18 protein-coding genes and 1 pseudogene are annotated in these 17,858 nt (G+C 67.5%); 8 read left to right on the top strand and 11 right to left on the bottom strand.

Features of this window, described 5'->3' with window-relative positions:
• Window positions 1–154: 154 nt before the first annotated feature.
• From ACGFI6_RS04975 to ACGFI6_RS04950, 6 genes and pseudogenes are all read right to left on the bottom strand, one after another.
• Window positions 155–463, bottom strand: a pseudogene (locus ACGFI6_RS04975) (IS21 family transposase); the annotation flags it as partial.
• A gap of 886 nt (window positions 464–1,349) precedes the next feature.
• Entirely contained in the window at window positions 1,350–2,183 is an 834-nt protein-coding gene (locus tag ACGFI6_RS04970; RefSeq protein ID WP_358440176.1) for an alpha/beta fold hydrolase, read from the bottom strand.
• Window positions 2,184–2,277: 94 nt separating this feature from the next.
• A complete protein-coding gene (locus tag ACGFI6_RS04965; protein ID WP_393115321.1) occupies window positions 2,278–3,123 on the bottom strand; it encodes an ABC transporter permease in 846 nt (281 codons plus the stop codon).
• Window positions 3,120–4,073 carry an ATP-binding cassette domain-containing protein gene (locus tag ACGFI6_RS04960; RefSeq protein ID WP_393115320.1) on the bottom strand — a complete coding sequence of 318 codons (954 nt, stop codon included), beginning with the start codon at window positions 4,071–4,073 and terminating at the stop codon, window positions 3,120–3,122. The genes ACGFI6_RS04965 and ACGFI6_RS04960 overlap by 4 nt, the downstream gene beginning before the upstream one ends.
• A gap of 102 nt (window positions 4,074–4,175) precedes the next feature.
• Window positions 4,176–4,769, bottom strand: a complete 594-nt coding sequence (locus ACGFI6_RS04955) for a PadR family transcriptional regulator (RefSeq protein WP_393115319.1) — start codon at window positions 4,767–4,769, stop codon at window positions 4,176–4,178.
• A gap of 315 nt (window positions 4,770–5,084) precedes the next feature.
• The gene (locus ACGFI6_RS04950; protein WP_393115318.1) at window positions 5,085–5,222 is read right to left on the bottom strand and encodes a hypothetical protein; all 138 of its coding nucleotides are present in this window, start codon (window positions 5,220–5,222) and stop codon (window positions 5,085–5,087) included.
• 460 nt (window positions 5,223–5,682) lie between these two features.
• Between ACGFI6_RS04950 and ACGFI6_RS04945 the strand changes: the two genes are divergently transcribed.
• The 3 genes from ACGFI6_RS04945 to ACGFI6_RS04935 all read left to right on the top strand — a co-directional run bounded on the left by ACGFI6_RS04945 (window position 5,683) and on the right by ACGFI6_RS04935 (window position 9,114).
• A complete protein-coding gene (locus ACGFI6_RS04945) occupies window positions 5,683–6,525 on the top strand; it encodes a nitrilase-related carbon-nitrogen hydrolase (RefSeq protein ID WP_393115316.1) in 843 nt (280 codons plus the stop codon).
• A gap of 12 nt (window positions 6,526–6,537) precedes the next feature.
• Window positions 6,538–7,944, top strand: a complete 1,407-nt coding sequence (hydA, locus tag ACGFI6_RS04940) for a dihydropyrimidinase (RefSeq protein WP_393115315.1) — start codon at window positions 6,538–6,540, stop codon at window positions 7,942–7,944.
• A 177-nt stretch (window positions 7,945–8,121) separates the two neighbouring features.
• On the top strand, window positions 8,122–9,114 hold the full coding sequence (locus ACGFI6_RS04935; protein ID WP_393115314.1) for a TIGR03842 family LLM class F420-dependent oxidoreductase: 993 nt from the start codon (window positions 8,122–8,124) through the stop codon (window positions 9,112–9,114).
• Here ACGFI6_RS04935 and ACGFI6_RS04930 read toward each other — a convergent pair.
• The gene (locus ACGFI6_RS04930) at window positions 9,098–10,588 is read right to left on the bottom strand and encodes an FAD-dependent oxidoreductase (RefSeq protein ID WP_393115312.1); all 1,491 of its coding nucleotides are present in this window, start codon (window positions 10,586–10,588) and stop codon (window positions 9,098–9,100) included. The two genes, ACGFI6_RS04935 and ACGFI6_RS04930, sit on opposite strands and share 17 nt — an antisense overlap.
• A gap of 87 nt (window positions 10,589–10,675) precedes the next feature.
• Between ACGFI6_RS04930 and ACGFI6_RS04925 the strand changes: the two genes are divergently transcribed.
• Window positions 10,676–11,290: a TetR/AcrR family transcriptional regulator gene (locus tag ACGFI6_RS04925; protein WP_393115311.1), complete on the top strand. Its 615-nt coding sequence runs from the start codon at window positions 10,676–10,678 to the stop codon at window positions 11,288–11,290.
• Here ACGFI6_RS04925 and ACGFI6_RS04920 read toward each other — a convergent pair.
• Together ACGFI6_RS04920 and ACGFI6_RS04915 are read right to left on the bottom strand one after the other, a co-directional pair.
• Entirely contained in the window at window positions 11,266–11,682 is a 417-nt protein-coding gene (locus ACGFI6_RS04920) for a cytidine deaminase family protein (RefSeq protein WP_393115310.1), read from the bottom strand. The genes ACGFI6_RS04925 and ACGFI6_RS04920 overlap by 25 nt on opposite strands.
• A complete protein-coding gene (locus ACGFI6_RS04915) occupies window positions 11,679–12,950 on the bottom strand; it encodes an ABC transporter substrate-binding protein (protein ID WP_393115309.1) in 1,272 nt (423 codons plus the stop codon). The genes ACGFI6_RS04920 and ACGFI6_RS04915 overlap by 4 nt, the downstream gene beginning before the upstream one ends.
• Window positions 12,951–13,139: 189 nt before the next feature.
• Here ACGFI6_RS04915 and ACGFI6_RS04910 point away from each other — a divergent pair, with 189 nt between their 5' ends.
• A complete protein-coding gene (locus ACGFI6_RS04910; RefSeq protein ID WP_393115308.1) occupies window positions 13,140–14,300 on the top strand; it encodes an MFS transporter in 1,161 nt (386 codons plus the stop codon).
• On the opposite strand, the gene ACGFI6_RS04905 is transcribed toward ACGFI6_RS04910, so the two are convergent.
• Window positions 14,281–14,448: a hypothetical protein gene (locus tag ACGFI6_RS04905; RefSeq protein ID WP_393115307.1), complete on the bottom strand. Its 168-nt coding sequence runs from the start codon at window positions 14,446–14,448 to the stop codon at window positions 14,281–14,283. The genes ACGFI6_RS04910 and ACGFI6_RS04905 overlap by 20 nt on opposite strands.
• A complete protein-coding gene (locus ACGFI6_RS04900) occupies window positions 14,441–14,821 on the bottom strand; it encodes a hypothetical protein (RefSeq protein WP_344198618.1) in 381 nt (126 codons plus the stop codon). Before ACGFI6_RS04900 ends, ACGFI6_RS04905 begins: the two co-directional genes overlap by 8 nt.
• 126 nt (window positions 14,822–14,947) lie before the next feature.
• On the opposite strand from ACGFI6_RS04900, the gene ACGFI6_RS04895 reads away from it, so the two are divergent.
• The 3 genes from ACGFI6_RS04895 (at window position 14,948) to ftsX (ending at window position 17,798) form a co-directional block, all read left to right on the top strand.
• Entirely contained in the window at window positions 14,948–15,997 is a 1,050-nt protein-coding gene (locus ACGFI6_RS04895; protein ID WP_393115306.1) for a carbohydrate kinase family protein, read from the top strand.
• Between the two features lie 172 nt (window positions 15,998–16,169).
• Window positions 16,170–16,859: a cell division ATP-binding protein FtsE gene (ftsE, locus tag ACGFI6_RS04890; protein ID WP_393115304.1), complete on the top strand. Its 690-nt coding sequence runs from the start codon at window positions 16,170–16,172 to the stop codon at window positions 16,857–16,859.
• 27 nt (window positions 16,860–16,886) lie between these two features.
• Complete coding sequence (gene ftsX / locus ACGFI6_RS04885; protein ID WP_393115303.1) at window positions 16,887–17,798, top strand: permease-like cell division protein FtsX; 912 nt, start codon at window positions 16,887–16,889, stop codon at window positions 17,796–17,798.
• The last annotated feature ends 60 nt before the right edge of the window (window positions 17,799–17,858 follow it).

The raw sequence follows: 17,858 nt of genomic DNA, 5'->3' as shown, positions 1-17,858 counted from the left end.
CGTCATCGTGGGCCTCGCAGGCCGCGGCCCACCAGGCGTCGTGAACGGGCGTGAACCGCCCGGATGCCCTGGCCTGCTCCAGCGCTTTCGCACCGGGTAGCGCGCCCGGTTTGCGGAGGAGGACCTCGAGATAGTGGTCCAGGTCGACCCGGGTCGAGCCCTTGGTCATGAGCCGTTGGTGGCGGGCGATCTCGGTCCTGCCGTCGAACACGACCAGGTCGCTGGCGTTCAGGAGCACCCGGGCTTGACGGCCGACCATGCGCGCGGGCACGGAGTACTTGTTCATCCGGACCGTGACCTGGGCGTACCGGTCCACGCGCGGGGTGAACCAGCGGCCGGTCTCGAACGGCTCGGTCGGAAGGGGCGCGAGGAGTGGCTGTTCGGTGGCGATGTGTTCCCCGACCGTGCGGGCGCGGGACCCGATCCGCCGGGCATCGTCGGCTTCGTCCCAGGCGTCGACCATAGCGTTGAGCTCGTCTAGGGAGTCGACCTCGGGGATAGGGACGAGGTGGTTGCGTCGGAACCAGCCGATCTGCCCCTCGACGCCACCCTTCTCGTGCGCACCTTGGATTCCGGGCTGGCAATAGAAGGCGTCGATGCCGTAGTGGGAACGGACGGCGGTCCACCTGTCGGCCTCGACCCGCTGGCGGGAGAACCCGATCACGCTCGCGACGGCGGCCTTGAGGTTGTCGTAGCGGATCTTCCCGGTCGGCACCCCGCCGAGCACGTTGAAGGCGTGGACGTGACCCTCGAAGAAGGCTTCCTGCCCAGCCGAGGCACTGACCCTGTGCACGGCCTTGCCCGAGCAGGGAGAGCCGAAGGCTGAACAGCGCGCAGGTTACGAGCTCGCCGCACAGGCGGATGGCGACGTCGCCGAAGTCAACCTCGGCCTCGCGGCCCGGGAGGTGCTCTTGTGGGATGAACGCGTTGGCAGGTTCCCGTCCGACCTCGACGCGAATCTCACGGCGTCGGGTGGCGACGTACTCGCGGACCATCCAGTACGACACCACCCCGGCCCGTCATGTTCGTCAAGCAGTCGATCGAAGATCCGCTTCGCCGTGTGTCGCTGCTTCCGCGGCGCGTCGAGGTCCGAGCGCAGCCAGTCGACCGACGACGGAGCCGATGAGCCGCGAGTAGGCCAGGTCGAGTCCCACTGAAGCCCAGGTCAGTACGACGGCCCGGCCTTGCGTGGCGAGGAAGACGTTGGTGACGAGCACGCCCAGGATCAGGCCTGTGATGCCGCCGACGACATCAACCTCGGCACCACCTGTCCGCCCCGTGTCCCTGGCGCGACGAAGATCTGCTTGCGCGGTGCCTAATCGGTCTTCCCGCACCACCTCGCGGGCCTCTCAGTGTTCGCTGCTGAAGAACCGTAGCAACAGTGGGCCGATGGTCTGTGGGTCGACGACGTGATCCGGCCCGTCGAGGGTCTCCCGTTGAGCGTGGGGTAGTAGGTCTGCAAGCTCGTCGGCTGCGCGGTCGAAGAAGTCCGAGGGCAGGCCTGCCATGTAGGGGACCGTGATCGGTCCTCCGGTGGTGACCAGGACCGGTTGGGTGACCGTTGCCAGTCGATCGGTCGGCAATTGGTAGCGGTTGTGGAAGACGCTGTCGTGGACCAGCGTGGGCGCGAGGGCGACCGAATCCGCCCAATGCGACGTCTGCTTGCCTGCCGCTTTCCTGGCCGCGATGTTGTCGTCGGAAGCGCCGGACAGGCGCATGAACAGTTCGAGAACCTCCTCGTCTCGCCCGGCGTCGAAGGCGCGTCGGGTGTCCGCGATGTACTCCTCGAATCGCGGGCGTATGTCGTCCCCGACCGCGTAGGGCACCTCCCACACGGCGATCGTGTCGATGGCTGGCCCGGCCGCGGCGGCTTCCAGCGCCAGCGCGCCACCAGAGGACGCCCCGAACAGGTGTGCCGAGCCACCCGCCTCCGCGATCAACGCATCCAGGTCCTCGATCTCTCTTTCCACGGCGTAGGGCTCGGTGAAGCCGCTCGCGCCGCGTCCCCGACGGGCATAGTTGTAGACCGTGAAGTGCTCGGCGAGAGCAGGTACCAAGGGAGCGTTCTCGGCTCCGTCGTCCAGCGCGCCGCCTACCAGGACGACAGCCGGGCCGCTTCCCTTCCGGTCGTAGGCGATGGTGGTGCCATCGTTTGATGTCACGCGAAAGTCCATCTCGTTCATCTCACTTCTCCGTTCGAGAGGTTTGTCTCAGCGCCTGGCCGAGTGAGCCGGGTTGTCGGAGCTGATTTCGACCAAGTGCTCGCGGTAGCGGCATCTACTTCTTGTTGCGGTAGAGGACCATGGTGATGGGACCGAAGACCGCGACGAGAAGTACGGACGAGACGAGCACCCAGCCGATTTCCCCGGCGGGTACCGAGCCGTCCATCAGGCCGCGTACCACGGTCGCCAGGTGGCTGATCGGGTTGACCTCGACGACCGCCTGCATCCACGCGGGCATCGTCTTCGGGTCCACGAAGATGTTGCTCACGAACGTCAGCGGGAACATCACCATCATGCTGACCCCCGCCACCGAGTTCGGCGTGCGCAGGATCAGGCTGAGCATCGTCCACAGCCACGACAGGCAGAACGAGAACACCAGCAGCAGCGCGACCGACAGCACCACGCCGACGGCGCCACCCTCCGGCCGGAACCCTAGGACCAGTCCGAGCGTGATCACGATCGCCGACCCGATCGAGTAGCGCATCACATCGCCGAGCAGGGCGCCGACCAGCGGCGACGGTCGCCACACCGGAAGTGACCTGAACCTGTCGAACACCCCCTTCTGGATGTCGGTGTTCAGCGTTATGCCGGTGTTCATGGTGATCATGACGTTCGCCTGCACCAGGATGCCCGGCAGCAGGAACTGCAGGTACTCCTGAGTCGACCCGGCGAGCGCGCCACCGAACAGGTAGGTGAACATCAGCGTGAACATGATCGGGAACATGGTCACGTCGACGAGCTGCTCGGGCACGTGTTTGATCTTCAGCAAAGCGCGCCAGCCGAACGTCAGCGAGGTGAGCACCGGGCCGGGGCGCGACGGCCGCTCGCCGGCCAACAGCACACTGCGCAGCGCGTCCCCTGTGACCGGCGCCGACGCCTGTTCCGCGGTCGTGGCATTCATGCGGCATCCTCCTCGGCGGCGTGTCCGGTCAGGGTGAGGAACACCTCGTCCAGGCTCGGCTGACCGAGCGCGAACTCGGTGACGTCGATGCCGCTGCGGGACAGCTCGGCCAGGGCGCGGGCGACCCGCTCGGGGTCGGAGATCCGCGCGGACAGCGCGGCCGGGTCGGCGGACGGCTCGGCCGGCACCTCGAGGACGCCGGCGAGGACCCGTTCGGCCTCGGCCCGCTGCTCGGGCGCACGTAGCCGTACGTGCAGCGAGCCGGCACCGACCGATGCCTTGAGCTCGCCACTCGAGCCCTCGGCGATCACCTTCCCGTGGTCGATCACCGCGATCCGGTCGGCCAGTTGGTCGGCCTCGTCGAGGTACTGCGTGGTCAGCAACACGGTGGCGCCCTCGGCGACCATGCCCCTGACGATCTCCCAGACCTGGTTCCTGCTGCGCGGGTCGAGCCCGGTCGTGGGCTCGTCGAGGAAGATCAGTTCGGGGGTGACGACCAGGCTCGCCGCGATGTCGATGCGCCTGCGCATCCCGCCGGAGTACTTCTTCACCTGCCGGTCGGCCGCCTCGGCAAGACCGAACGCGTCGAGCAGGTCGGCCGCCCGCTCCCTGCCTCGGCGGCGTGAGTAGCCGAGCAACCTGGCGAGCAGCACCAGGTTCTCCACCCCGGTGAGGTCCTCGTCGACCGACGCGAACTGCCCGGTGAGGCCCACCCTGCTCTGCACCGCCCGGGCGTCACGCACGACGTCGTAGCCGAGCACTTGCGCCTCTCCGGCATCGGGACGCAGGAGCGTGGCCAGCATGCGGATCGTGGTGGTCTTGCCCGCCCCGTTCGGACCGAGCACGCCGTACACGCCCCCGGCGCTCACGGCCAGGTCCACACCGGCGACCGCGTGGGTCTTGCCGAAGCTTTTCTTCAACCCTCTCGTCTCGATCGCGAGCTTTCCCATGGGTTCGAGTCCTTCTCTCGGTGTTGCGAACGGATCGAGTTCGCTAGTCAAGTTTGAGTACTTGGCCAAAGTACACAAAGAGGAAGGTCTAGTAAAGGTTGACTAGAAGCGCATGTTGAGGGGATCGGGGACCGTTCGCCACGAACCCGGATCATCGGCCATGGTGTAGGCGCCCTCAGACAGTCGTTTGCTCAAGCTCTTCGCCCACTCCAGTTCGGTGCGTGCGTGTCCCGCCCACAGTTCGGCCTGATCGCGGACGTGTTCGGGAATGTCGGGGTTCGGGTTCTCCCGCCACTTGGCCTGCTCTACGAGCTCCGCTTCCAGGCGCGCGACCCGCTCGTCAACGTGCGCGATGGCATCTGTCCTGGTCAGCATGGGCAACATGGCGATGGACGCGTCGAGCATGGTCGGGTCATGGGTGCGCCGCAGACCGTCGCGGACCAGTTCGACGATCTCGTCACGTCCCCGAGCTGTCACGCGGTACAGAACGCGCTCCGGCCCGAAGTTGCCCGGCTCGGCGTGTTCGGTAAGGAGGCCATCAGCCGCCGCCTTCTTCAGTGCGTGATAAATCGAGCCGGGCTTGATCTTGGCCCAAATCTCCGCACGCCAGCTCTGCAGTTCGGACCGCACCTGGTATCCATGCGCGCCGCCGGAGAGGTGCACGATACCGAGCACCAGGAGCTTCGTCGCCGACATGCGCCCCCTCCGCTCGATCTGCTCGGACTCGCTCCGCTTGCGCGCCCGCCAGGGTGGTGTCAACTCCCACCAATACTAGGGTGCCCTCCTGGTCCGGGTGGTGTTAGCACTGACCTACACACGGTGCTGGTGGAGACCTCCAAAGCCACCCCGTCGACGATCCGCACGGATCAGTTGAACATCCAGGCGAACGGCTACATCACCTCGTACGAACTGTTCGATTCGATGTTTGCGGGATCGCCAGAACCAGTCGCCGGCAGCGGACGGTGGGCGGGCGATCAGCGAGACGCGGTACGACTCGCGCGGTCTGGCGACCTACTCGAACAGCGGTATCTGGAACTCGTCAGCTCCTTCGGCCACTCTGGTCGCGGTTCCGAACGCCTCGGTGCCCACGCAGACATTCAACGAGTACGACGGTGCTGGTCGCGTCGTGAAGTCGACGTTCATGAGCATGCTGCAACCGAAGTGGTCGACCTCGACGATCTACGGCGGCGACATCACTACGGTGCTGCCACCGACCGGAAGCCCGGCGACTGCGGCGGTATCCGATGTCAAGGGTCAGACCATCGAACGGCACGAGTTCAAGGGGAACACGGCGACGGGACCCTGGACCGGTACCTCTTCAGGCTTGACGACGTCTCGCTTGAGGTGCTGACGTGCTTGGCCGACAACCTGTTCGACTGGGTCTGGCCGTGGTTGCCCGAGGACCTGCACTTCTTGCGGGCGGACGGGAGCACCGTACTCGGGATGGTCGCGCAGGAGGACGGCGCCTGGCTCGAGTTGACGGGGTTGGAGTACGAGGGGGGGTCTTTGGGCGGTTGCCGGCTGGAACTCGGTTGCGCCGGCGCCGTATCCGTTGACGGGTGGGGTGGGGCGGATGGAGCATGGGGGCTTGGCGATCGGGGAGGTTCTTGTGGCGGAGGTTGTGCGGGCGGCTTTGGTGCAGACGTCGTGGACGGGTGACAAGGAGTCCATGATCAAGGCGCACGAGGACTACGCGCGGCAGGCGGCTGCGGCTGGGGCGAAGGTCATCTGTTTCCAGGAGCTCTTTTACGGGCCGTACTTCTGTCAGAAGCAAGACGCCGAGTACTACGAGTACGCCGAGTCCGTGCCAGGCCCTACCACCGAGCGGTTCGCCGCGCTGGCGCAGGAGCTCGGGATGGTGATGGTGCTCCCGGTGTACGAGCAGGAGCAGCCGGGCGTGCTGTACAACACCGCTGCGGTGATCGATGCCGACGGCACCTACCTTGGGAAGTACCGGAAGAACCATATCCCGCAGGTGAAGGGGTTCTGGGAGAAGTTCTACTTCCGGCCGGGCAACCTCGGGTACCCGATCTTCGACACGGCGGTCGGGCGGATCGGCGTCTACATCTGCTACGACCGGCACTTTCCGGAGGGGTGGCGGGCGCTCGGCCTGGCCGGCGCGAAGATCGTGTTCAACCCGTCGGCGACGAGTCGCGGGCTGTCGGCGTACCTGTGGAAGCTGGAACAACCCGCGAGTGCGGTCGCGAACGAGTATTTCATCGGCGCGATCAACCGGGTCGGCATCGAGTCCGAGTTCGGCGACAACGACTTCTACGGTACGTCGTACTTCGTCGACCCGGAGGGGAAGTTCGTCGGCGACGTCGGGCACGACCACGATCCGGAACTGATCATCCGCGACCTGGACCTCGGCCTGCTCGACACCGTTCGCGATCGCTGGCAGTTCTACCGCGACCGCCGGCCTGATGCGTACGGAGACCTGACCAAACCGTAGAGGGGACCGCGCATGACTTTGCTCGTCAAAGGTGGAACCGTCGTCGGACCGACCGGGACCAGGGCGGCGGACGTGCTGGTCGACGGCGAGAAGATCGTCGCGCTCCTCGACCCGTCCTTCACGGCACAGGTCACCGCCGACCAGGTGATCGATGCCGAGGGCAAGTACGTGATCCCGGGCGGGATCGACGCGCACACCCATATGGAGATGCCGTTCGGCGGTACGTCGGCCAGCGACACGTTCGACACCGGTACCCGCGCCGCGGCGTACGGCGGCACCACCACGATCATCGACTTCGCGATCCAGCGCACCGGCGAGGTGGTGCAGGACGGGCTCGCCGCCTGGCACGCGAAGGCCGACGGCGAGTGCCACATCGACTATGCGTTCCACATGATCCTCGGCGGGGTCGACACCGATGCGCTGAAGGCGATGGACCAGCTGGTCGCCGACGAGGGCATCACGAGCTTCAAGCTGTTCATGGCTTACCCGGGCGTCTTCTACTCCGACGACGGGCAGATCCTCCGCGCGATGCAGACCGCGCGTGAGAACGGCGCGATGATCATGATGCACGCCGAGAACGGGATCGCGATCGACGTTCTCGTACAGCAAGCGGTCGAACGCGGGCAGACGGATCCGCTGTACCACGGCATCACCCGCCCGGCCGCGCTCGAGGCGGAGGCGACGAACCGCGCGATCGCGCTCGCCGAGGTGGCGCGCGACTGCCCGCTGTACATCGTCCACCTGTCCGCGAGCCAGGCGCTCGAGAAGGTCGCCGCCGCGCGGCACGAGGGTCGCAACGTGTTCGCGGAGACCTGCCCGCAGTACCTGTACCTCACGCTCGAGGACCAGCTCGGCGCGCCCGGGTTCGAGGGCGCCAAGTGGGTCTGCTCGACTCCGCTGCGCAGCAAGCACGAGTCGCACGCGCGCGATCTGTGGAAGGGTCTGCGGACCAACGAGCTCGCGGTCGTGTCGACCGACCACTGCCCGTTCTGTATGAAGGACCAGAAGGAGCTCGGTCTCGGCGACTTCTCCAAGATCCCGAACGGGATCGGCGGTGTCGAGCACCGCGTCGACCTGGTCTACCAAGGTGTTGCCGACGGCAAGCTGTCGCTGGAGCGCTGGGTGGAGACGATCGCGACCACGCCGGCCCGGATGTTCGGCCTGTACCCGCAGAAAGGGATCGTACAACCCGGTTCGGACGCGGATCTGGTGGTCTACGACCCGAACGGGACAACGCGGATCGGGGTCGCGACGCACCACATGAACATGGACTACTCGGCGTACGAAGGGGTCGAGATCCAGGGCCGGGTGGGTACGGTGATCTCGCGCGGCGAGGTGATCGTGGCCGACAGCAACTACCAGGGCCGCAAGGGACGCGGCAAGTTCCTCAAACGCGGCCTGTCGTCTTATCTGATGTGAAGGTTGGGTCTGATGGTCACACGCCTACTGCGCGGCACTCGGCACGGCACCTCGCCGCCCTGGAGCAAAGGCCACGATGAAACCACATCGAGGCCTTCACTCCAGCGCGCCGAGCTACCGCACCGAGCACCTGCTCGCGACGGCGTGTGACCATCAGACCCAACCTAGGGGGAGAACGTGGACTTCGGTGTGGTGTTTCAGTGTGATCCGCCCGCGTCCACGGTTGTGGAGCTGGCCCGGCAGGCGGAGGACGCCGGGTTCTCGTACGTGTGGACGTTCGACTCGCATCTGCTCTGGCAGGAGCCGTTCGTCATCTACAGCCAGATCCTCGCGGCCACGCAACGGGTGATCGTCGGGCCGATGGTGACGAACCCGGGGACCCGCGACTGGACGGTGATCGCGTCCCAGTTCGCCACCCTGAATGAGATGTTCGGCAACCGGACGATCTGCGGGATCGGCCGCGGCGACTCGGCGCTGCGGACGCTCGGCGCCAAGCCTGGCACGATCGACGAGCTGAAACGCTGCGTCGAGGTGGTGCGCGCGCTGGCCCGCGGCGAGACCGTCGAGTATCGCGGTCAGCAACTGAAGTTCGCCTGGGCCGACGGCGGTGCGCTCGACGTGTGGGTGGCGGCGTACGGCCCGCGAGCTCTCCAGGCCACCGGCGAGGTCGGCGACGGCTACATCCTCCAGCTCGCCGATCCGGACATCGCCGAGTGGATGATCACCGCGGTCCGCCGGGCCGCGGAGCAGGCGGGCCGCGATCCGATGGCGATCAAGTTCTGCGTGGCGGCGCCCGCGTACGTCGGCGACGACCTGGCGCACCAGCGCGACCAGACCCGCTGGTTCGGTGGCATGGTCGGGAACCACGTGGCGGACATCGTCGCTCGGTACGGCACGTCAGGCGCGGTGCCCAAGGCCCTGACCGACTACATCGAGGGGCGCAAGGGGTACGACTACGCCGAGCACGGGCGCGCCGGGAACACCCACACGGACTTCGTACCGGACGAGGTCGTGGACCGCTTCTGCATCCTCGGACCCGTGGAGAACCATCTCGCCCGGCTGGCCGAGCTGAAGGACCTCGGCGTCGACCAGTTCGCCCTGTACCTCCAGCACGACGCCAAGGAGCAGACGCTGGCGTCGTACGGGAAGGACATCATCCCCGCGTTCTGAAGCCGGCCAGGCTGATGGTGAGCGCCGAGACGTCACCGGCATCGGAGATCAGCGCGATGTAGCCGTCGGGCCGGATCAGGACGAGGGTGCGATCGGTCGCGCCGTAGGTGTCGGCAAGTTGGCCGTCGGTGTCGGCGATCTCGCCCGGACCCTTGGGGTGCCCAACGACCTGGAACGTCTGCGGACCGTCTTCGAGCGCCGGCACCGCCCCGAAGTTCAGCACCGTGAAGTGCCCGCCGCGAGTCAGGTCGAAGAGCCGGCGTTCGCCGTCCACGGTCAGCAGCTTGGTCGCATCAGGTGCCCGATCGCCGGCGCGGAGCGGCGCGGTCTCGTCGCGGTCGTCGTGTGCCAGGACGGACCCGCGATAGCCGATGTCCAACTGCATCGTGGTTGCGTCGCGGCGGACGGCGATGCTGTTCGTCTCGACGGCCTGCGCGAGACGCGCGTTCGAGAGCGCGAGTACGCCGGCGCCGATCGGCCGGCGCTCGGCATCGTACGTATCGAGCAACGCAGGGGAGGCGCCGTTGGAAGCCGCGGCGAGCTTCCAGCCGAGGTTGTGCGCGTCCTGGATCCCGGTGTTCATCCCCTGCCCGCCGGCCGGTGAATGGATGTGCGCCGCATCGCCCGCGAGAAAGACCCGGCCTTCGCGGTAGCGGTCGACGATGCGGATGTTGGCGCGCCACAGCGACGTCCACTCCGACGAAGACAGGCGGATATCCGTACGGCCACTGCGGCGCTCCAGGATCGCCTGCAGGTTGGCGAGGCCGAGATCGGGATCCTGGCCGGGCGCGATGCTCGCCTGGTACTGGAAGAGGTCGGTCGAGGGCAGCGGACAGAGGGTGACGAGGCCCTCGTCGTGCCGCCACATGTGCCACGCGTCGCGGTCCAGGCCGTCGACCGCGACGTCCGCGATGGCCATCCGGACCGCGTCCCGGGTCTCGCCGTCGAAGGCGATCCCGGCCTGCTTGCGTACGACGCTATGGCCGCCGTCGCAGCCGACCAACCACTGGGCCGTGATGGTCTCGGCCTCACCGTCCTTGAGGACCACCGCGGTCACGCCGTCGTCCGACTGCTCGAATCTGCTGAGCGTCGTACCGAACTCGACCGCGCCGCCGAAGTCCGCCAGCCGCAGCCGCAGCGCCTCCTCGATCCGCCATTCGGGAGTGATCAGACTCGCCGGGTACGGGATGTCGGGGCGATCCCCGAGCGTGTCGGTGCCGCTCACCCGCACCTGACCGTCGGGACCGGTCGAACGGATCGGCATCGCGAGCCGGCCGTTGGCGATCACGCGGTCGACGATGCCGAGGTCGTCGAACACCTCGAGGGTGCGGGGCTGGATGCCCTTGCCGCGCGAGCCGGGCTGCGGGCCGGGCGCGGCCTCGATCAGCCGGAACGGCACGCCACGGCGCGCCAGCTCACAGGCCAGCGTCAGCCCGGTCGGCCCGGCGCCCGCGATCAGTACCTGTTCGGTCATCGTCTCAACTCCCTGTAAGAAAGGGATCCATTTCTCAACAGCGTACGGCCGGTTGCCAAGAAAGGAAAGCCTTTCTATCGTGGAGGCGTGGACAGCGAACCCGTGCGCCGTCGCCGGCACGGCCAGGAGCTCGAGGAGGCGCTCCTCGCCGCCGGATGGGACGAGCTGACCGAGACCGGCTACGCGCGTCTGACCATGGAGTCGGTCGCGGTCCGCGCCCGGACCAGCGAGGCGGTGCTCTACCGCCGCTGGGCGAACAAGGACCAGCTCGTACTCGCCGTGATCGAGCGCCACCGCGACCTCAACCCGATCGAGGTGCCCGACACCGGCGCCTTGCGTACCGACCTGCTTGCTCGGCTCACGGCTGTTGGGGAGTCGCTGGCCGGGTTCTTCGCCATCGCCGCGGGTGCCGCGTTCTCAGGGCTGCTGGCCGGGACAGGCCTGACTCCTGCGCAGGCCCGTGACCGGGTCATGGGCGACCAGTTGCTCCCGCATCGGCGCGCCATCTACCAGCGGGCCCACGAGCGGGGCGAGATCGACCTCGAGCGCATCCCGGCCGCGGTGCTCAATCTGCCGTTCGATCTGGTCCGCCACGACCTGCTCATGGACCTCGAGGCGCCGTCGCCCGAACGCATCCGGTCGATCGTCGACGAGTTGTTCATGCCCCTCGTACGGAGCTACGGGTTCGGGCTCCAGCGGTAGGCGCCGGGCAGGAGGTCGGTGGCCAGGACCGAGCCGGGGCCGTCGGGCGACGGGAGGATGACGCGGATCCCCGGGTGGTAGTCGACGAGGATCTGGCGGTCCCGGCCGCAGGGCCCGTAGACCCCGCGGCCTTCGTTGCCGACGGCCACGATCGTGGTGAGCTCGCGGGCGCCCTCGGCGCGGGCGCGGCCGAGCGCGACGAGCTCGGCGCACGGGCCGCCGGTGAAGTGGTACAGGTTGATGCCCGCGTACATCCGGCCGTCGATGCCACGGACCGCGGCGCCCATCGTGTGGACGCCGTCGGCTCCGTCGGTGTTCGCGTCGACCGTCCGGCGGGCGAGCTCGATCAGCGCGCGGTCGTCGTCGGTCAGTGGGCTCAGCGTCAGACTCATCCGGCGATCCGCTTGAGCTCCGCCTCGGTGACTGTCCGGACGATCTTGATCTCGGCGGCCGGGTCGGCGCCGCTGCGGATGATCTTGTTCAGCGCGTCGGAGTACGCGGAGCTCGCCTTCGGCGACCAGAGCATCGGGTTCTGCGGGCGGCCGCTGTCGTTGAGCAGCTTGACTGCGTCGGCGGCCGGGCCGGACTTCAGCTTGTCCGCCTTCGCGGACAGGCTTTGGCGGGCCGGTACGTGGAAGCCGTACGACTGCGCGAAGTCGAGCTGGTCGTCGGTCTGGTCCACCCACAGCCACTTGACGAACTTCTTCGCGGCGTCGAGGTTCTTCGACTTGGCGTTCACTGCCGCGCCGTACGCCCCGACCGGGACACTCGGCGCACCGGTGGTCGCGTTCAGCTTCGGCCAGGGCAGTACGCCGTAGTCGCCGGGCAGCGCCTTCTCGATCACGGGCAGCGTCCACAGGCCGGTGAACTGGATCGCGGTCAGGCCCTGCGTGAACGCGGACGGGTCGGACCAGTCGGTCGGTGCCCCGAGCAACAACACCTTCGCGGTCCAGAACTCGCGGAGCTTGCGCAGCGACTCGAACGCGGCCGGGTCGTCGAACCCGAACTGGTTGTCCTTGGTCAGGTAGTCGACGCCGGCCGACCAGAGCGCCGGGCCGCCGAGCACGCCGACCCCGCCGTCGTTGCCGACGAACAGGCCCTTGACCTTGTCGGTGGTCAGCTTCTTGGCCGCGGCGAGCAGCTCGTCGACGGTCTGCGGAGGCTGGACGCCGGCCGCGCTCAGCAGGCTCTTGCGGTACACGAGCAGCTGCATGTCGATCACCTGCGGGATCGCGTACAGCTTGCCGTCGTACGACATCCGCTCGAGCAGGGCCGCATTGAAGTCGCTCTTCGCGTCACCGAGCAGATCGGTCAGCTCCACGACCTGCTTGGCCTTCACCATGTCGATCGTCGGGCCGTTCGGGTACTCGAAGACGTCCGGACCCTGATCGGTCAGCAGCGCGGCCGCGGCCTTCTTCTCGTAGTCGCCCGGTGACCACTGGATCGACACCGTGGCGTCCGGGTACGCCTTCGCGTACTTCTCCACCGCCTGCTGCGTGCCCGCCTCGCCGTACTGGTGGTACCACTGCTGCAGCGCAGGCTTCGACCCGTCCGACCCACCGGACGACGGGCGCCCCGAGTTCGACCCACAACCGGCCACCGCCATCGCCGACAGTCCGGCGCCGATCCCCAGCAACCGCCGCCGCGTCATCCCACTCATTGCCGCCTCCGTCCGCGCAGTCCCACAGCCTGCGCCCAGACCCCCGACCCTACGACCGGAACGGCCGATGTCGGGGTTATTTCTCGCGTATGCTGTGCGGCATGCATTCACTTCGTGACTAGAGAGCGGCTCCCACGCCTGGCGTGGTTCCGAGTCCTCATTGCGTTGTGAATCTCTAGGAGCGTTCTCGTGTTCGGCACTCTTCGTGCCGGGAGCTACCGTGACGTCCTGCTGTTGCCGTCGGCGCTGCGCACGTTCGTGCCCGCGTTGCTCGGCCGGCTGTCGTACGGCCTGCTCCCGCTGTCCCTGCTCATGACCGTCCGCCATTCCACCGGCTCCTTCGCCATAGCCGGTGCCGCAGTGGCCGTCTTCGGCGTCAGTTCGTTGTCGATGCCGTACAAGGCCCGCCTGGTCGACCGCTACAGCCAGCGGCGGGTCCTCCCGTTCCTGGCGACCGGTTCGTCCGCCGGGTTGTTCCTGATCTCCGGTACGCCGAACACCGCCGTACTGCTCGTCCTGGTCGGCGTGACCGGGCTGCTCGCGCCGCCGCTGGGGCCGTCCATGCGCTCGAATTGGCGCCTCCTCACGGACGGCCTGCCGCTCAAGGAACGTGCGTACGCGCTGGATGCTGTTGCCGAGGAGTGCCTGTTCCTGGGCGGTCCGCTGATCGCCGGCACGTTGATCGGGGTCTTCGCAGCGCCGATCGCCCTGGCGTGTTCAGCCGCTCTGATGCTGCTGGGCACCCTCGCAATGGTCAGCAGCCCGGTGACGACCCACGCTGCTCCACCAGCGCACGCCCGCCACCCGCTGGGCCCGCTCGTCCTCCCTGGCCTCCGCCGGGTCATGCTGGTCATCCTGCTCACCGCAGCCGGCATCAGTACGGCGTACCTCTGCGTAGCTGCCGTAGCCCAGCAGGCGGGCCACTCTGGCGCGGCTGGGTACGTCGAAGCAGCTATAGCAGCCGGGAGCGTCGTAGGTGGCATCCTGTGGGCGCGGCGCTCCCACACGCGCTCCTCGTCGAGCCACCTGGCCGCCCTGATCGCCGTACTTGCCGCTGGGCTACTCACAGCGTCAGTCATGCCTGGCCTGATCCCGTTGGGCGCCGTACTGGGTGTAGCAGGTGCAGCTGTAGCACCACTCTTCGTAGTCGCCTACCTGGCAGCCGACTCGGTCACTCCACCGCACCAACGCACCGAGGCAAGCACCTGGATCAACACAAGCAACAACCTGGGCTCCGCAGCCGGCTCAGCCGCTACCGGCGTCCTCGTTCAACACACCAGCCCGACCTGGGGCTTCGTCGCCGGAGGGGTACTCCTGGCCCTGGTAGCGCTCAGGCAGGCGCGGGAGTAGCGGAGTCGTTGCCGTTGTCGGGGTGGGCGTTGGCGATGCGGGCGACGGCCTCGTCGGGTTTGCGGCCGGCTCGGCGGGCGGCCTCGACATGGAGGCGGGCCAACTCGATCACCTGGCGGGAGACCTTCACGGTCCGCTTGTCAGCCATGGTCACTGTCTCCCTCGACGACCTCGATGTCAGCTTCCGCAATATCAGCGTACGCGTCCGCCCCGACCCGGTCGATGGCAACGGCGGCGGTCAGCGCGGCGACCAGGTCGTAGTCCTCCGGTTGTAACAACTCCGACCGCATCAGTGAGCGGAGCGTCACCACACCGGCGTCCGTACCGGCGTCCTCGCCCTCGAGAATCTGCTCCACCGCCCAGCGGACCATCCGCATCGTCTCCTCGCGGTGCCGCCAGGTGTCCAGCTCGCGGTCGGACTTCCGGGTCAGGTACGCGCCCAGCACCACTCCACCGAGCGCGAGCAAGGGAGACAGCACCGTCACGACGACCCCGACGACCGAGATCCAGGTCGGAATCACGGACCCACCCCGAAGCTCATCGCTGTCCTCCCAATTCCGTGTAATGACATGGTCTTGACCGGTCGATGATGCTACGAAGGAGCATTCCACGACCGACGGACCAGGATGACAAGGAGCAGTGTCACCGTGACGGACCAGAAGGACGGGTACGACGTCTTCGTACAAGGGACCGTGTTCTACGACATCGTCATGACCGGCCTCGAGTCCGCCCCGATCACCGGGACCGAGATCTTCGCCGAGGGGATGGGATCCTGCCCCGGCGGCGTCGCGAACTTCGCGATCGCGGCCGCGCGGCTCGGTCTGAACAGCGGCCTGGCGGCCGTCTTCGGTGACGATGTGTACGCCGACTTCTGCTGGCGGACGCTGGCGGACCAGGAGGGCGTCGACCTGTCGCACTCGCGCCGGATCGGCCACTGGCACTCCCCGGTCACGGTGTCGATGTCGATCAACCGCGACCGCGCGATGGTCACCCACGCGCACGAGGCGCCCGGCGACCCGAGCAAGCTGGTCGGCCCGGGGCTCCGGACGCGGTCCGCGATCGTCCCGGTCGCGGAGGAGCTGCCTGGCTGGACCGTGGAGGCCCGCGAGTCCGGGGCGCTGCTGTTCGGCGATGTCGGCTGGGACCCGACCGACGAGTGGTCCCCGGCGGTTCTCGACGTACTGGACGGTTTCCACGCGTTCACCCCGAACGCGGGCGAGGCGATGGCCTACACCCGTACCGACACGCCGAAGGCCGCCCTGCACAAGCTGGCCGACCGCGTCCCGCTCGCCGTGGTGACGAACGGCGCGGACGGCGTACTGGCGATCGACTCCACCACCGGGGAGGAGGAGCAGGTGCCGGCCCTGCCGGTGCGGTCGTACGACCCGACCGGGGCCGGCGACGTATTCCTCGCGTCGCTCGTTCTCGGCACGCTCCGTGGCTGGCCGCTCGCGCACCGCCTGGCGTTCGCCAACCTGTGCGCCGGGCTGTCCGTGCAGCACTTCGGCGGCTCGCTCGCGGCGCCCGGCTGGGGCGACATCATCGACTGGGTCCGCGACCACAGCCGGCACCGTCCGGGCGACGTCGACCCGGGCGTCCTCGAGCACTACGCGTTCATCGGCGACGTCCTGCCGGCCGGCCCGGTCCCGATCGTCCGCCGCGCCTCCGCCACCATCGCCCGCCAGTCGGACGCCTGATCAGGCGTTTCAAACACACCGGGTATCGGACGGGCGTGTTCGGAGCGGCAGATGTGGTCGGCGGCACGCCGTGGAACGCCTAGACTGATCGCCGGCCGCTCCGGTGGCGTACGGTGCACTTCGTGGTTACCGTCGCGTCGCTCCCTGTTCCCGACCACGGCCGGATGAACCCGTGATCCGCTTCGAGAATGTTTCCAAGACGTACGAGGGCCAGTCCAAGGCCGCTCTGCTGAACGTCAACGTCGAGATCGAGAAAGGCGAGTTCGTCTTCCTGGTCGGCACCTCCGGGTCCGGCAAGTCGACGTTCCTTCGTCTGGTGCTGCGCGAGCACCGTACGACCAAGGGTCACATCATGGTGGCCGGCAAGGACCTGAACCGGCTCGCCAGCTGGCGGATCCCGCAGATGCGCCGCCAGATCGGCACCGTCTTCCAGGACTTCCGCCTGCTGCCGAACAAGACCGTCTCGGAGAACGTCGCGTTCGCGCTGCAGGTGATCGGCAAGCCGCGCAACCACATCCGCAAGACGGTCCCCGAGGTGCTCGAGCTGGTCGGTCTGGACGGCAAGGAGGACCGGCTCCCGGACGAGCTGTCCGGCGGCGAGCAGCAGCGGGTCGCGATCGCCCGCGCGTTCGTGAACCGGCCGATGATCCTGATCGCCGACGAGCCGACCGGAAACCTCGACCCCGGTACGTCGGTGGGCATCATGAAGCTGCTGGACCGGATCAACCGGACCGGCACCACGGTTGTGATGGCCACGCACGACGTGTCGATCGTCGACCAGATGCGCAAACGCGTGATCGAGCTGGAGAACGGCCATGTCGTCCGCGACGAGTCGCGTGGCGTCTACGGCTACCAGCACTGACCGCCGAGCACAGGGACTGACTGAAGAATGCGCCTGAACTACATCCTCTCCGACCTCGGCATCGGTCTGAAGCGGAACCTCTCGATGACGATCGCGGTCGTCGTCACCATCTGGGTCTCGCTGTCGCTGTTCGGCAGCGCGCTGCTCGCGCACGAGCAGGTGAACCTGATGAAGGGGAACTGGTACGACAAGATCCAGATCTCGGTCTTCCTCTGCACCAAGGACTCCGGCGGCCGTGGTTGCGCGGGCACCGAGGTGAGCCAGGAGCAGAAGAACCGGATCCAGCAGGTCATCGAGCAGAACCCGGACACCGCTGCGGACGGCGTGTACACCGAGACCAAGGCGCAGGCCTTCGACTCGTTCAAGAAGCTGTACAAGGATTCGCCGATCGTCAGCACGGTCACCCAGGACCAGATGCAGGAGTCGTTCCGGATCCGGCTGAAGGATCCCCAGCGCTACCAGAACCTGGTGAGCGCGGTGGCCGGCCTGCCGGGTGTGGACACGGTCCAGGACCTCCGGCAGTACCTCGATCCACTCTTCAAGGCGCTGAACTGGCTGCAGGTGGGCTCGTACGTCGGCGCCGGTCTGCTGCTGGTCGCCGCGCTGATGCAGATCGCGAACACGATCCGGCTGGCGGCATACGCCCGCAGACGTGAGATCGGCATCATGCGCCTGGTCGGCGCGTCGAACTTCTACATCCAGCTGCCGTTCCTGCTCGAGGCGGTGCTCGCGGCCATCATCGGCGCGGTCCTTGCCTGCGGCACGCTCTGGCTGATCGTGTACTTCATGGTCATGCAACGAGCCCAGGAGACGTTCCGGGTCTGGCAGTGGGTGGGGGCGACCGAAACCTTCCGCGCCACGCTGATCATGGTCGTCGTCGGCCTGGTGCTGGCCGTGGTCCCGACATTCCTGACAACACGGAAATACCTCAAAGTCTGACCCGGGTGACCTATCGTGCAGTATCAGGAGTAACAGCAGTCACTCCCGTAACGCACGAAA

The organism is Kribbella sp. NPDC048928, assembly GCF_043197975.1.
Lineage (GTDB): Bacteria > Actinomycetota > Actinomycetes > Propionibacteriales > Kribbellaceae > Kribbella.
The sequence above is the reverse complement of the archived record's forward strand: the minus strand, read 5'-3'. Positions and strand labels throughout refer to the sequence as shown.